Source organism: Flavobacterium frigidum, from assembly GCF_048286795.2.
In genome coordinates, this window is sequence record NZ_JBLVPT020000001.1 from 724021 (window position 1) to 738143 (window position 14123).

16 protein-coding genes are annotated in these 14123 nt (G+C 34.5%); all 16 read right to left on the reverse strand.

Annotated elements, in window-relative coordinates:
* Position 1: 1 nt before the first annotated feature.
* On the reverse strand, positions 2-862 hold the full coding sequence (gene atpG, locus ACNQGB_RS03305; protein WP_417945567.1) for an ATP synthase F1 subunit gamma: 861 nt from the start codon (positions 860-862) through the stop codon (positions 2-4).
* A gap of 120 nt (positions 863-982) precedes the next feature.
* The gene (gene atpA, locus ACNQGB_RS03310) at positions 983-2560 is read right to left on the reverse strand and encodes a F0F1 ATP synthase subunit alpha (protein WP_114753732.1); all 1578 of its coding nucleotides are present in this window, start codon (positions 2558-2560) and stop codon (positions 983-985) included.
* A gap of 37 nt (positions 2561-2597) precedes the next feature.
* Complete coding sequence (gene atpH / locus ACNQGB_RS03315; RefSeq protein ID WP_417945565.1) at positions 2598-3131, reverse strand: ATP synthase F1 subunit delta; 534 nt, start codon at positions 3129-3131, stop codon at positions 2598-2600.
* 5 nt (positions 3132-3136) lie between these two features.
* The gene (locus ACNQGB_RS03320) at positions 3137-3637 is read right to left on the reverse strand and encodes a F0F1 ATP synthase subunit B (RefSeq protein WP_417945563.1); all 501 of its coding nucleotides are present in this window, start codon (positions 3635-3637) and stop codon (positions 3137-3139) included.
* 119 nt (positions 3638-3756) lie between these two features.
* The gene (gene atpE / locus ACNQGB_RS03325) at positions 3757-3948 is read right to left on the reverse strand and encodes an ATP synthase F0 subunit C (protein WP_073353856.1); all 192 of its coding nucleotides are present in this window, start codon (positions 3946-3948) and stop codon (positions 3757-3759) included.
* 103 nt (positions 3949-4051) lie between these two features.
* Positions 4052-5185, reverse strand: a complete 1134-nt coding sequence (gene atpB, locus ACNQGB_RS03330; RefSeq protein WP_417945561.1) for a F0F1 ATP synthase subunit A — start codon at positions 5183-5185, stop codon at positions 4052-4054.
* Between the two features lie 120 nt (positions 5186-5305).
* Positions 5306-5698 carry a hypothetical protein gene (locus ACNQGB_RS03335; RefSeq protein ID WP_417945559.1) on the reverse strand — a complete coding sequence of 131 codons (393 nt, stop codon included), beginning with the start codon at positions 5696-5698 and terminating at the stop codon, positions 5306-5308.
* A 101-nt stretch (positions 5699-5799) separates the two neighbouring features.
* Positions 5800-6024, reverse strand: coding sequence for an AtpZ/AtpI family protein (locus ACNQGB_RS03340; RefSeq protein WP_417945557.1), 225 nt, complete (start codon positions 6022-6024; stop codon positions 5800-5802).
* Positions 5993-6397 (reverse strand): bactofilin family protein, encoded by a 405-nt coding sequence (locus ACNQGB_RS03345; protein WP_472777065.1) that lies wholly within the window; start codon positions 6395-6397, stop codon positions 5993-5995. The genes ACNQGB_RS03340 and ACNQGB_RS03345 overlap by 32 nt, the downstream gene beginning before the upstream one ends.
* 2 nt (positions 6398-6399) lie before the next feature.
* Complete coding sequence (gene porW, locus ACNQGB_RS03350) at positions 6400-9027, reverse strand: type IX secretion system periplasmic lipoprotein PorW/SprE (protein WP_472777066.1); 2628 nt, start codon at positions 9025-9027, stop codon at positions 6400-6402.
* Between the two features lie 378 nt (positions 9028-9405).
* On the reverse strand, positions 9406-10101 hold the full coding sequence (locus tag ACNQGB_RS03355; RefSeq protein WP_417945549.1) for an ABC transporter ATP-binding protein: 696 nt from the start codon (positions 10099-10101) through the stop codon (positions 9406-9408).
* Positions 10102-10151: 50 nt separating this feature from the next.
* Complete coding sequence (locus ACNQGB_RS03360; protein ID WP_417945547.1) at positions 10152-11621, reverse strand: DUF5687 family protein; 1470 nt, start codon at positions 11619-11621, stop codon at positions 10152-10154.
* A gap of 47 nt (positions 11622-11668) precedes the next feature.
* Positions 11669-12376: a hypothetical protein gene (locus ACNQGB_RS03365; RefSeq protein WP_417945545.1), complete on the reverse strand. Its 708-nt coding sequence runs from the start codon at positions 12374-12376 to the stop codon at positions 11669-11671.
* Between the two features lie 99 nt (positions 12377-12475).
* Entirely contained in the window at positions 12476-12787 is a 312-nt protein-coding gene (locus ACNQGB_RS03370) for a GIY-YIG nuclease family protein (protein ID WP_417945553.1), read from the reverse strand.
* Positions 12788-12990: 203 nt separating this feature from the next.
* Entirely contained in the window at positions 12991-13659 is a 669-nt protein-coding gene (locus ACNQGB_RS03375; RefSeq protein ID WP_417945543.1) for a hypothetical protein, read from the reverse strand.
* A gap of 10 nt (positions 13660-13669) precedes the next feature.
* Positions 13670-14011 carry a PadR family transcriptional regulator gene (locus ACNQGB_RS03380; RefSeq protein WP_417945541.1) on the reverse strand — a complete coding sequence of 114 codons (342 nt, stop codon included), beginning with the start codon at positions 14009-14011 and terminating at the stop codon, positions 13670-13672.
* Positions 14012-14123: the final 112 nt, after the last annotated feature.

Consider the following 14123-nt stretch of genomic DNA (forward strand, 5'->3'; position numbering starts at 1 on the left):
ATTACCCGTTCAAAGCCTCAGCACCACCAACAATCTCTAAGATTTCGTTCGTAATCGAAGCTTGACGTGCTTTATTGTACGTTAATTTCAATTGATTTCTTAATTCTGTTGCGTTATCTGTTGCTTTATGCATAGCAGTCATACGAGCGCCGTGCTCTGATGCAAATGAATCACGAATACCTTTATACAGTTGTGTTTTTAATGATTTTGGAATCAAAGTCAACACGATTTCTTCTTTTGAAGGTTCAAAAATATAATCTCCTGTTGAAGCAGGTAAATCAGATTTTATAGGTGCCAATGGTAAAAATTGCTCCGTTTGAACGATTTGCGTTGCAGCATTTTTAAACTGGTTGTAGATCAACTCAATTTTATCATAGTCACCAGAAACGAATTTCTCCGTTAACAAATCAGCAATTTTCGCTACATTGTCAAAAGTAAGATCATCAAAAACAGTACTATGATTTGCAACTACAGACAGCGTTTTGCTTAAAACATCATTTCCTTTTTTACCTATGGCAAAAACATCTACTTGTTTTCCTGCATAAAACTCGGCACGGTTTTTAGCTTCTTTTATGGCATTTGTATTAAAAGCTCCAGCTAAACCTCTATTAGATGTTACTACAACTAATAATACCTTTTTAATGTCACGTTGTGTGGTATATTCTCCACCTGCATCACCTTCAAGGGTAGCAGAAAGATTTTGCAATAATTCCGTTAATTTTTCGGCATAAGGGCGCATTGCTGTGATCGCATCTTGTGCTTTCTTTAGCTTTGCTGCAGAAACCATTTTCATTGCCGATGTAATTTGCATCGTAGATGAAACGGAAGTAATTCTATTACGGATTTCCTTTAAATTTGCCATTTTATTCCCCTCCCCAACCCTCCCCGGAGGGGAGGGAGACCAAACGAGGGCACTTGTCTTATATTAATATTTATTTTTTACTACCTTATACACCTCCCCTTTGGGGAGGCCGGGTGGGGATTAGTTATATTTTGCTGATAATTCTTTTGCAACAGTTTCAATTACATCTGTAATTTCGTCTGTTAATTTTCCTGCTTTCAACGCATCAAGAGTAGCTCTGTGTTTGTTGTTCAAGAATTCTAAGAAATCTTTCTCAAATTCTCTAACTTTATTCACAGGAACATTTCTCAATAAGTTTTTAGAACCAGCATAGATAATTGCTACTTGATCTTCAACAGTATACGGATCATTCAAACCTTGTTTCAAGATCTCAACGTTTCTTTTTCCTTTTTCAATTACGTTTAAAGTAACGGCATCTAAATCTGAACCAAATTTAGCAAACGCTTCCAATTCACGGAATTGTGCTTGATCCAATTTCAAAGTACCTGCTACTTTTTTCATTGATTTAATTTGTGCATTTCCTCCAACACGAGATACCGAAATACCCACGTTAATCGCTGGACGAACCCCAGAGTTAAACAAATCTCCATCCAAGAAAATTTGACCATCTGTAATCGAAATTACGTTTGTTGGGATGTATGCAGAAACGTCACCAGCTTGAGTTTCAATAATTGGTAAAGCAGTCAATGAACCACCACCTTTTACAATAGATTTCAATGAATCTGGTAAATCGTTCATGTCTTTAGCAATTCCATCATCTGCAATTACTTTACAAGCACGCTCTAATAATCTACTGTGTAGGTAGAAAACGTCTCCAGGATATGCTTCACGTCCCGGTGGTCTTCTTAATAAAAGAGAAACTTCACGGTAAGCAACAGCTTGTTTAGATAAATCATCATAAACAATTAAAGCTGGACGACCTGAATCTCTAAAATATTCACCAATTGCAGCACCTGCGAAAGGAGCGTATACTTGCATTGGAGCTGGATCAGAAGCATTAGCAGCAACAATAATGGTGTATGCCATTGCTCCTTTTTCTTCTAACATTTTAGCAATTCCTGCTACAGTTGACGCTTTTTGTCCAATTGCAACATATATACAGAAAACTGGTTTCCCAGCATCATAAAATTCTTTTTGATTTAAGATAGTATCGATACAAACAGTTGATTTACCTGTTTGACGGTCACCAATAACTAGCTCACGTTGTCCACGACCTACTGGAATCATAGCATCTACTGCTTTAATACCTGTTTGTAATGGCTCAGTAACTGGTTGACGGAAGATAACTCCAGGAGCTTTTCTTTCTAAAGGCATCTCGTATAAATCACCACCAATTGGTCCTTTTCCATCAATTGGAAAACCAAGAGTATTTACTACACGACCTACCATTTGTTCTCCTACTTTAAGAGAAGCAATACGTTGTGTTCTTTTTGCAGTTGAACCTTCTTTGATTCCTGTAGATGGTCCTAAAAGTACCACACCAACATTATCTTCTTCAAGATTCAAAACAATAGCTTCTAAACCATTGTCAAACTCCACTAACTCTCCATATTGAACGTTAGAAAGCCCGTAAATACGAGCAATACCATCTCCAACTTGAAGTACGGTTCCTACTTCCTCTAGTGTAGCACCAGATTCAAAACCTTCTACTTGCTTTCTTAATATTGCTGAAATTTCAGCAGGTTTAATTTCCGCCATCTTATTTTATGATTTAAACACTTAAATGTGCAATAAACTAATTACTTAACTCTCTTTTTAATACTTGTAATCTGTTGGCTACTGAAGCATTGTATTGCTTGTCTCCTATTCTTAGGATAAATCCACCTATGATGGAAGCATCTACTATATTTTCTATTGTGATTTTTTTATCCGAAAGGGTTGCAATTTTAGCCAAAACTTGTGCTTCTAATGCTGCATCCATAGGGATTGCTGTAGTAACTTGAGCTACTTCAACACCATTCATAATGTCAGATAATTTACTGTACTCTACCGCAATTGCTTCTAGAATTTCGAATCTTTTGTTTTCGAATAACAAATGAAACAATCCTTGCGTTACGCCATTGATACCTGCAAAAACTTCTAACAGTGCTTGCTCTTTTACTTCGACTTTAGTAGTTGGATTTTGAATAAAAGTACTCAATTCCAAATTACCATTTATTGTTGAAGCTATAGTTTTCATATCGTTATTTACAACTTCGGCAACACCTTTTGAGTTTGCTAAGTCTAGAATTGCTTTTGCATAACGAATTGCTGCTCTTATACTTGCCATAATTGTTAGTTTAACTTTACGTCACCTAACATTTTCTCAACTAATTTAGTTTGAGCTTCTTTGTTAGATAATTCGTCTTTCAATATTTTTTCTGCGATGCTCAATGATAAAGTTGAAACTTGTAATTTCAATTCTGCCATAGCTGCATTTTTTTCGCTTTCAATCGCTGCTTTTGCTTGCTCAATCATTTTCAATCCTTGAGCTTGCGCTTCATTTTTAGCATCAGCAACCATTTTCTCTTTCATTTCACGAGCATCTTTAAGCATGTTGTCACGCTCTAATCTTGCTTCTTGCAAAATACGTTGGTTGTCAGCTTGAAGATTTTGCATTTCATTTCTAGCATTTTCAGCAGAAAGTAATGCATTTTTGATTCCTTCTTCTCTATCATTTACTGCGTCAAGAATTGGTTTCCAAGCGAATTTTTTCAATAAAAAGATCAATCCAACAAATATTGCTATTTGCCAAATAAACAAACCAAACGAAAAATCATTTATTAACTTATCCATTATATCGAATTATAAATTTTAAAGTATGAATTGCTTTTTATCGCAATTTGTAATGTTTTAATTTTAAAAACACTAGTTACAACCAACCGTTGTTAACTAGTGTTTTTTTAAGTTTTTAATTAAGATGCGAATAACGCAGCAAAACCAATCCCTTCAATAAGTGCAGCTGCAATAAGCATAGCTGTTTGGATTTTTCCAGAAGCTTCTGGCTGACGAGCAATAGCGTCCATTGCTGAACCACCAATTCTACCAATACCTAAACCTGCTCCGATAACAATCAATCCTGCTCCTACAATAGTTGGAATTTCCATAATATATATATTAAAAATTAAACATTTGTTTTTGGCTTTATGCTTTAGGCGGTAGGCTTTATGCTTTGCAGCTTATTGCCTGTAGCTTATTGCTTAAAGCAATTTAATGGTGAGCTTCGTCGTGATGATGCTCTTCGTTTCCTGCTCCAAAATAAAGTGCAGATAACATTGTGAAAATATACGCTTGTAAAAAAGCAACTAATATTTCAAGGATAGAAAGTGCAAATGCCAATCCGAATGACAAAGTACTTCCAATCCAACTTTTGAAGATAAACATTAAACCAATGATACTCATCAATACAACGTGTCCTGCTAAAATGTTAGCGTACAAACGTATCATTAATGAAAACGGTTTGATGATTGTTCCCAGTAATTCAATTGGAGCCAAAATAAATTTCATTGGTGTTGGCACTCCTGGCATCCAGAAAATGTGTCCCCAGTAATTTTTGTTAGCCGTAAAAGTTGTGATTAAATACGTTAACAAAGCTAATGATGCTGTTATAGCAATATTCCCTGTTACGTTAAATCCTAGTGGAGTTAATCCTAATATATTTAAAAAGAAAATAAAGAAAAATATAGTCAATAAATAACTCATGTATTTTTTATACCCTTTTTCTCCAATATTTGGAATTGCAATTTCATCTCTAACATATAAAACTAATGGCTCAAAGAAACGTCCAGCTCCAGAAGCTATACCTCCATTTTTAGCATACGATTTTGCTAAACCTGTAAATAATAGAAACATTAAGATTGCTATTCCTAAAATACCGATTACACTTTTTGTTATTGATAAGTCTAATGGTGTTGGATTTGTTGGGTGACCGTGTTCTTCTGTTAAAGCTCCAGAAGCATCTGTTTTGTATATTTTCTCGTGGTGTAATACGTAGAAGTTACCATTGTGCTCTGCAACTTCTTCACCATGATGAAATTTTGAAGATGAAAATACCTGTATACCATTATCCCAAAGAATAATTGGTAATGAAAAACCATAATGCGCGCCAGTCTCTTCATTCGCCGAAACTGTAAAATCATGCGCATCTAAAAGGTGATGATTAATAAATTCCTTAATTTTAGATTTTACATCTGTTGGTTCAGCATGAGCTCCTTCTGCTGCCTCATGGGCAACTTCTGTTTTTACTTTTACAGTATCCTGTTCTGGATTTGCAAAACTAATTAAAGGAAGACACGCTACTAAAGTCGCTAATATAAATCTAAGTGGTTTGTTTGAAATCACCATAACAGTTAATTATCTTAATTTATTACGTTTCTGAAATTTGGTGCAAATGTACATCTTTTATTAATATTCAAAAGAATATAAAAATTTATTTTTGGCAGATTTACACCTTGAATTCGATATTTATTGCTTTTCGTTTAGTATCCGTATCGTTAAAACGGTTTCAATTGCTAAAAAGAGAATAAACATCATAAAAAAATTCTTTTTCTCTATTGCATTGTTTTCAGTGGCAATCTGCAATATAGGCTTTAAAATCAGATAACAAACAATCATTTTAATGCTTGTACTCAAAAGAAATGACATCCCCACATTATCAAAACTGCGCTCCTTGACTTTTAGTAGCACCACAAATACTATAATCGACAAAACTAGAAATACTAGATAAAGTATCTCTATCGAATAATAAAAAGTAGCATCATTAATACCTAGTAGATAAAAGGAAATGCGGTGCAGCACATAAGCCAATCCTACAAGTGTAAATAATGACAAAAGCGGTTTGTAATTTTTTATATTCATTTTTATATTTTTTGCCGTAACGGCATAACGGCGCAACATCATTTCTACTACTAAAGCATCGCAACGTTTGCAGCTGTTATTTTGATGTTTATTAAAAGAAATTACTGCGTTTTATTCATTTCATTTACCTGACGAATCACATTGTACAAAGCCAAGGCCACGCCTACTAAAACTAAAATTTTATTGTAATATACTATTGGATGGGGATGATTTTCATCTAACCAATTTCCGAGATAGGAAAAGGCAAAGATAATGGCTCCCATCTGAATCGGAATATTAATCAGCGCTAGCCATTTATTCGCTCTTTTTTTCGGGTTGTTGTCCATCGTTTGGGATGCTGTTTTTTATATTATTCATGGTACACGAAGCACTAAAATCGGCTCCTGGCTCCACTGAAAGTTTACCTACCTTAACGGATCCTTGAATGCTGGCTTTTGATTTTATACTGAGTAACTCAGCAACCTCAATTGTTCCTTCAAATTTGCCTTCAATATCAGCGTTCTTGCATACAATATCACCCACAACACTGCCGGCTGGACCAATTACAATTTTTCCGACTGACTGAAAATTACCAATTAATTTTCCGTCTAATCTAAAATCAGCTTGTGAAATAATATCGCCTTTTATAGTAGTTCCTTCGACAATTCTATTGGTTTTTCCCAACAAATCTGTGTAGGGTTTTTGCTTTTTATCAAACATATTTATTGGTTTTTTGAGGCTAAATAAAGATCTAAGTTTTTCTTGATCTGAATGACTTTGTAGTTCTCACCAGATATCACAATTGCAGGATCACTTAGTTTGTATTTTGCATTGTCTTTTAATACAAATACAATATCCTTAGCATAAACCTCTGATTTTATTCCGTGAATAGTAATGAAATTTTCTTTATCGGAATAAATATCATAAGAATAGGATAGTATTTGAAGGTCTTGTGCTGCAATAAACAGTTTGATTTTTTCCTCTATTGCTTTTGTGTTTTTATCGTCTTTTGCTCCTACTTTGTATAAAATTTTCCACTTACTGGAGTCTGTTGTACTCAATTCCATTTTTTCTAAAAATGGAATTTGATTCATTACGATTTCTTGTGCATTTTTCCCTTCTTCACTGTTGGGATACGTATCAGCTACGAGTTGCAATGCGTTTTTATAAGCGGATAATCCTTTCAATTTACCGAGAGTGTTTGCTTTAAGCAATTCGAATTTAGACACAATTTCCTCTCCTGAAAACTGACTAATCAACGCATCTGAATTTTCTAAAACAGTAACAAATTGCTCTTGCTCGTATAATTTATACCATTTGGTGTAGGTACTTTCGGGTGTTTCAGTAAGACTAGCAGCATTTGCGGTAGTATTGTTCATGATTTGTGCATAACGCGATTCAGGATATTCTGCCGATATTCTTTTTTTCATCGCTTCGGCTTTGGTTGCATCTGTAATTTGATATAATTTATACAAATTGTACAACGCTGGCAGCACTAGTTTTTCCTCTGGTTTGTTGTTTAATAATTGTTCTAGTTTGGCAATAGCCAAGTCATTTTCCTTGAACTTTTCTTTATAAATAATCCCTAATTGGTAATATGCAAAATTGCGTTCTTTGGCTATAATGTCAAGTTCAGCTTGTGCAACCGGAAGTTGTTTTAAATAAAAATCGGTGGTGTATTGTTCTACAAATTTTTCAGTTTTTGTAGCGTCTACAAGCGTCTCTCCTCCATCGGCTAGCGAATCTGAAGCTACTGGACTTAGAGCGCTAGTTGGGATTCTCCAGTTACCTTTTGGCGATCTGTCACCCCATATTTTTTTGAATTCTAATTTTCCGAAAGCTACGGTGGTTGGATTATAAAAATAAAAAACACTACCTGCTTGTTGCGAGGAAACATTCGGGATAGCCGGCGGCATCAACGCAGCTATTTTGGCAGGTTTTCCTGGCTGCTGATTAGAAGCTGGATCAATAGAACTGATCGAACTGTTTCTTTCTATGTTTTCTTGTTTTTGTTTTTGCTTTTCCTCAAGAACTCTCTTGATTTCATCTGCGGCCTTTAATTTGACAATGTAGTTTTCAAAAAAGATACTCTTTTCACTATCAGTCATTGCAACTACGCTCAAAATACTGTCATTGCGTTTCGCAAGAGCCTCATACAAAATCACTTCATCGAGATTGTTTCTAATTTTTTGAATTTTATTATGCTCTCTCGATTTGTTGTCTAACCTTACTAATGTGCTGTCATAATATTTTGCAGCAGCAGGATAGGCTGCATTTCTAAAGGACATATTTCCTAAATTTCGATAATTTGAAACGATCAAATAGGAATCTTTTGAATTTGTTTTTAAGGACAAATTATAAAAATCTACTGCTTTTTTTGAATCGTTTTTTTGATCATAAAAAACGGCCATTTGATGAAAAATTAAATCTTTATACGGGCGGTTTTCTCTGTCTTTTATTAATTTATCAAATGTTTTTGTGAAAGAATTGAAATCACCGTTTTGATAATCAAACAATTCTGCTTTTTTAGCATGTGCTTGAATGACAAATTTTCGATCCGCTTTTCGGTTCATATTAATCACGGATTGATAGGCAGTCACAGCGCTATCTTTATAGCCTAATTGTTGATACAATTGTCCCAAAATGAAACGATATCTCGCTCTTTCTTGATTGATCTTTGTGAAATCTATGGCCAATTTTAGTTTAGCAACCGCACTGTCTTTTTCTTCTAAGTTTAAAAAAGACTCAGATAATAGTGCATTCGCATTTGCAAAAACCTGATTTTTTACCTCGTGATCTTCTAATAGTTTACTAATGTTTTTTATCACCAAAGCATCGTTACCCAAACGCATGTTTGTTTTTTCGCGCCAAATTTTGGCTTCGTAAATTTTACTGCTGTTGGGGTATTTGTACAAAATGTAGTTGAAGGCATCGAGTGCAGGGATAAATCGCTGATCGTAATACCGAGATTTACCTAACATGAGATAGGCCTCGTCTATTTGAAAGTTTTTCTCCCTTCCGCTAATATTCATACTATGTTTTTGAATGGCTTTTGTAGCTTTGGCTTCGGCCAATTCAAAATTGGTATTTTTAGACTTTGTTGTAGTGGTGAAGTCCTCTACGATTTCCATTTTTTCTATTGGCAGTCGTTTCCAGAAATTGTCATCAGAATTAGCTTTTATTTCCTTAACGCCTTTGTCTAAACCTACTTGTCCGTTGTATAGTATGTTGTATTTTGTACTCAAAGCATGGGAATTCCGAGCCAAAAAAGTATCTTTCTTAGTAGAACAGGCTACTAAAAAAATGAAAAAAAGGAAGAAAAATAATGATTTAAGTAGGTTGACTTTCAATGGAAAACGTTTTTATCAATTAACTTTTAAATACGGTTTTTAGTATATTGACTGGTAAAAATACGTTTCTTTTTGGTATCGTGAAAATTATCGAGGTTTATTTGAGTCTTTCGAGTGCATGAGGGATGGAAGCGGCATCCTTTATTTTCTTTCTTTAAGAAAATAAAGATACAGGGTACAGCCCGACCCGAAGTTGCGAGGAGGAACGACGAAGCAATGACGCATGGTCATGCCCAAGGTAAACTTTGACAGAGTTATAGATAGCTTTATGTTTTAAATCTTAAAAATAAACCGCTAATTTGCTACTTAAACATTTAAATGAATAAATGAAATTAGCGCATTAGCGGTAAACTTTTTTATAGGATTGCTAGGTTGAATTTAAACTGCAAAAAACAATTCTAGTTCTTTTAAGGTTTCTGGTGAAGTTTGAATATCCTTGACCACTTCGCCTTTGTGCATGGCCACAATCCTGTCGCTTACCTCAACGGTGTGCTGCAAATCGTGGCTAGAAACGAGCACGGTAACCTCTGGATTATCGGCTAGGTCCTTAATGATTTTTTTTAATCTAAACTGTGTGGTTGGGTCTAAATTGGCAAACGGTTCGTCTAGAATAATGACTTCTGGATTCCCAATTAAAGTTGCGATGATGCCCACTTTTTTCTGGTTTCCTTTGGATAAATCACGTAAATATTTTTTGTTTTTCAGGATTTCGCCGTTAAAAAACTCTTCGTGCGTGGCCAATAAGGCATCTACATCGGCTTTGTTTTGTCCGCGTAAATCGCCTATGAAATAAAAATATTCTTCGGGCGTCAAATACCCAATCAGGAAACTTTCGTCTAGGAACGATGCAGTGAAGGGTTTCCATGCTTCGCTGGTATTTACTTGTACGCCGTTGTTGAAAATGTTTCCAGTTGATGGCTGGATTAAATCCAGTAAAAGGCTGAAAAAAGTGGTTTTCCCTGCTCCGTTATTGCCTACTAAACCAAAGCTTTCGCCTTTTTTTATTTCTAAAGTATCTATTTTTAATACGGTTGTTCCGTTGTATGTTTTCGAAAGGTTGTTTACTTGTATCATTTTTTGAAGTTTAATCGTTTAACTGGTTATTTGGTTAACGTGATTGCTAATTATCCTTTTTGTTTGTAAGCCGCAATGGTCGCGTATTTCTCTGATTTATAGATTTTTTCAATCAAGGAAAATGCTTTTTCTTTGAAGGCGAATCCAATTACTCCTATCCCTGCTACTAGCGCTAAGCCTATGTTTGGGCTTCCAAATTTTGAACCCAACCAATACAGTAAAACTGGTAATCCTAATTGCGGTATAGAAATGAGCATTGTTTTTACATTGAATGCTTTTTTGTCCCCAAAAGCTCCTTTTCCGGAACTCAAATCGATGGGTGTTTTTGTGTACGCGCCACCCAATAAAACCAAATGCGAATTGACTCCAATATTATAAATGGCACCCACAATAATGGTCAAATACACCTGTACCCCAAAGTAAAGATAGAAGGAAGCAATGGTTGTAGTAACAATTGTAGCGATAACCATGAGCCACCATTTTGAACTCAAATAACCTTTGTACGGAATATTTTGTGTCATCATGAGTTGGTAATACGAGCTATCCCAACTGGGTACAAATTGTCCGAAAGTGATTAAGAATCCACCGGAAACAAAGATTCCGGCAAAAATATGCATCGTAGGATTGTTGTACACTTCAATTGAATTGGTAAAGAAAAGAAAACCATAGAAGAGGAACATCACGCTCAATCCTACTGTGGTTTTTGATCGTTTGTTTCGTTTGATTAATTTAATGTCGTTTTTCAAGAAGGTTCCTATGGTTCCAAATTGGTTCAACCACGTTAAATCCTCTGTTTTAGCAACGTCATGTTTACTGGACAATCCCGCATCCAGATATAAATTCTTTTTGAAATACTGAAAAGTAACAACATACAAACCAACAAGTGCCATAACTGGTATTGCAAAAGCCCAATACGTATTGAAAATAGCATTGAAAAATGGCGCAGTATAATCGGTAATATTAAAAAATCCGTAATAGTGTAAGCCAGCTAAAACAGCTGCTATTGCTAGGAAAATACCAAATAAATTGTCTTTGTTACTTAAAATAATATTAATGAAGTTGTTGATGTACAACAGTGAATACAAGGCTACAAACCAAAGCACAACAGCTACGGCATCATACCCTTCGATCAGCAGCACAACACAAAATGGAATTAGAAAAAAACCATGAACGAGATTAAAGAAAGATAAAATGGTTTTTCCCAAAGAGAAATGTACAATTGTCGATTTTTTAATTGGGAAAACCAACATGGGACGAATGTTCAGGACCGGAATTTTTTGCATTAGCAATCGGATGATTAAATCGATTAGTACGTAATAAATCATAAATTTATTTACTGTAGCAATTGGGTCGAAATTCTCTTTTTTCAGAATGTAAAAAGTTAAAACTCCTAATGCTAAGAAAATCAGAATAAAATAAATGGCAACAAAACCGATCAGGATTTTTAAAGCTAAATTAGTAGCAAATGATGCCGATCTAATAAATGCTTTCCATTCGAGATAGAGGAATTTTTGAATCATAATATGGTTATTTGGTTTGCTAGTAAGTAACTCAAAGTGGGAAAACGTTACACGTTTTCTAATTTATATTCGGGATAGGTAGCTTCTAGGTATTGTGTGGCTTTGGAAGGGATTATTTTGAAAATGATGAAAAGAAATATGCTAAATGATACTAAAAAGAAGCTCAGCCCCATTATGACGTAATCATTAATAAGATATTCTTCGGGATGATTAAAGATATGTATCATCGTATTGAACGGGAAAGTAATAATTGCCGAAATACTTCCGTAATTGTGGATAACCTCCTCAAATAACCAAAGTTTCTCTCCGCTTTGTTTTCTGTTTTTGGTGGTTTTGTGATTTTTGTACAATTCATAAAACATAGTGATGAACAATAAAAGGTATGTTCCCATGAAAATATATTCCCTATAAACACTAAACTTTAAAACAATAAATAAAGCTAAAGTCATGGCTGTTGTCAGTACAATTTTAGGGATACTGAAAAAATCTTTGAAATACTGCCAAACAATTTTGTAGTACTTTTTGTTTAGCACCGCTCGTCGTTTATAAAGGACGTCCATAAAACCAAAAACTCCAAACTTTTTGAATTCGATTTGCAAAGCTTCGTCAAAAGTAAGTTTTGGACTCAGTTCTATTTGCGCTTCAATGGCATTCGCAAGATGATCTACAAGCTCTGATTGCAAGTCGTAATATTCTACATAGTGCTGGCGGGTAAAAAGGTAGAGTTGGTCTATTTGTTGGGTGGTTAGTTTCATATTCTATTTTGCTATTCTTGAAAGTTATTTGTCATTTACGATTTTCCTGCTTTTTTTTCTCTTTTTTGTCATGCTGAGGAACGAAGCATCTCTATATTGCTACGTAAACAAGTCATTCAAAAAATTCAACTCCGGATTAATTGATTTTATTGGTGTAATTTTCTTGTCTTTTTTCCATCCTTTAATCTCCTTTTCTTTGGCAATTGCTAATTGTATCCACGTAAATTTTTCGAAATACAACAAAAAATGAACGTTATATTTGGCTGTAAACGAACTCGGATTCAAGGATTCAATGTACTGCTGTAGTCGAATATTTAAATTATTTGTAACTCCGGTGTACAAAACGGTTTTCGCCTTATTGGTTAAAATGTAAACATAGTAAGTATGAAAACCTTCTTGATATTCAATCATGTCTTTTAGATTTAAAATGAAGTTCCAGTTTGTATAGATGCTTCGTTCCTCAGCATTATGAGTAATTTCAATAGCTAAATTCTTTACGAGTCTTTTATATGCGTTGGCTAAATGAATTGTGAGCAACTTGTAGAGATGCTTCGTTCCTCAGCATGAAAAATTTGTGGGTTGATAATCTGAGTTAGGTGGTTAGTTTCATAAAATTAATTCAGTTGGTATTGTTTTTTAATTTTCGCTACAATTTTAGTGTTAATATGTAAACCCGTGATACTAAATAAAATACCTAAAACCCAAAAACAAATATATGGTATCACTAATAGATGATTCTGTTGGATTTCCTCCTTGAAATTATTGGAGAAGTCAATTCCACATTGAGGAAAAATTATCACACTAACATAAAAATTCTGACTGTTAATTGCTAAAAAACGTTTGCCATTTATTTTTTGGTTTTTTATCCAACTGTACATAAATGGAATCGATAACGCTAGAAGCAACAGATTTAAACGAAAAATAAATTCATGCGGTTCTTCGAAGTAAAAAGATACTTGATAAGCTAGAAATCCCAACAGAATGCTTCCAAAAATTTTAGGGAACTTCAAATACTCAGTTATCATTTTTCGTTGAATTCGATTGTATTCTTTTCGAAGAATCGCAATTCTTTCTTTTTCTATGGCTTTAAAACCATTCCGTCCAAAACGATTCTCAGCATACTGTTTCACTTGATGAAAGGTCAATTCTGGATCTTTCTCCCAAATTTCTTCCATACTATTTACCATGTGATCCGTAAGCTCCACTTGCAATTCATACCATTTAATATCAAAGGAGTTGACATAATTGGCGACGTATTCTATTTGTTCGACAGTTAATTTCATCTTCAAAAAATTAAAATTCTAAACTAGGTTTTGGGTTCACTAAACTCTGCATGTTTCTGATGAAATCTTCTAACTCTGAGAGTCGGTTTACGGTTTCAGTGGTTCCTTTCTCCGTGAGTTTGTAGTATTTACGCATGCGGTTGTCTACTTTCTCCATTTCTACATCCAGAATTCCTTCGGCCTCGAGTTTGTGAAGCGCAGGATACAAAGCGCCTTCGGTAATGTTAAGCTCGCCTAGCGTTATGGCTTTTACTTTCTGAGTGATTTCATAACCGTACATCTTGCCGTTTTCCTCCAGCAATTTCATGATTATGGTGTTCAAACTCCCCTTGTATAATTGTGAATTTTTCATTGCAGTACTATTTTGAGAAACAAATATACATAAGATTCTTATACATAACACTTCTAGGTATGTAAATTTTTCAAACGCTTTAATTTAAGAAACCTATTGACTTTAGTATATT

What these genes read in the sequence shown, in the direction of transcription:
- atpG (WP_417945567.1), bottom strand. Translation starts at nt 862, where the DNA reads ATGGCAAATTTAAAGGAAATCCGTAATAGAATTACTTCCGTTTCATCT.
- atpA (WP_114753732.1), bottom strand. Translation starts at nt 2,560, where the DNA reads ATGGCGGAAATTAAACCTGCTGAAATTTCAGCAATATTAAGAAAGCAA.
- atpH (WP_417945565.1), bottom strand. Translation starts at nt 3,131, where the DNA reads ATGGCAAGTATAAGAGCAGCAATTCGTTATGCAAAAGCAATTCTAGAC.
- ACNQGB_RS03320 (WP_417945563.1), bottom strand. Translation starts at nt 3,637, where the DNA reads ATGGATAAGTTAATAAATGATTTTTCGTTTGGTTTGTTTATTTGGCAA.
- atpE (WP_073353856.1), bottom strand. Translation starts at nt 3,948, where the DNA reads ATGGAAATTCCAACTATTGTAGGAGCAGGATTGATTGTTATCGGAGCA.
- atpB (WP_417945561.1), bottom strand. Translation starts at nt 5,185, where the DNA reads ATGGTGATTTCAAACAAACCACTTAGATTTATATTAGCGACTTTAGTA.
- ACNQGB_RS03335 (WP_417945559.1), bottom strand. Translation starts at nt 5,698, where the DNA reads ATGAATATAAAAAATTACAAACCGCTTTTGTCATTATTTACACTTGTA.
- ACNQGB_RS03340 (WP_417945557.1), bottom strand. Translation starts at nt 6,024, where the DNA reads ATGGACAACAACCCGAAAAAAAGAGCGAATAAATGGCTAGCGCTGATT.
- ACNQGB_RS03345 (WP_472777065.1), bottom strand. Translation starts at nt 6,397, where the DNA reads ATGTTTGATAAAAAGCAAAAACCCTACACAGATTTGTTGGGAAAAACC.
- ACNQGB_RS03355 (WP_417945549.1), bottom strand. Translation starts at nt 10,101, where the DNA reads ATGATACAAGTAAACAACCTTTCGAAAACATACAACGGAACAACCGTA.
- ACNQGB_RS03360 (WP_417945547.1), bottom strand. Translation starts at nt 11,621, where the DNA reads ATGATTCAAAAATTCCTCTATCTCGAATGGAAAGCATTTATTAGATCG.
- ACNQGB_RS03365 (WP_417945545.1), bottom strand. Translation starts at nt 12,376, where the DNA reads ATGAAACTAACCACCCAACAAATAGACCAACTCTACCTTTTTACCCGC.
- ACNQGB_RS03370 (WP_417945553.1), bottom strand. Translation starts at nt 12,787, where the DNA reads ATGATTGAATATCAAGAAGGTTTTCATACTTACTATGTTTACATTTTA.
- ACNQGB_RS03375 (WP_417945543.1), bottom strand. Translation starts at nt 13,659, where the DNA reads ATGAAATTAACTGTCGAACAAATAGAATACGTCGCCAATTATGTCAAC.
- ACNQGB_RS03380 (WP_417945541.1), bottom strand. Translation starts at nt 14,011, where the DNA reads ATGAAAAATTCACAATTATACAAGGGGAGTTTGAACACCATAATCATG.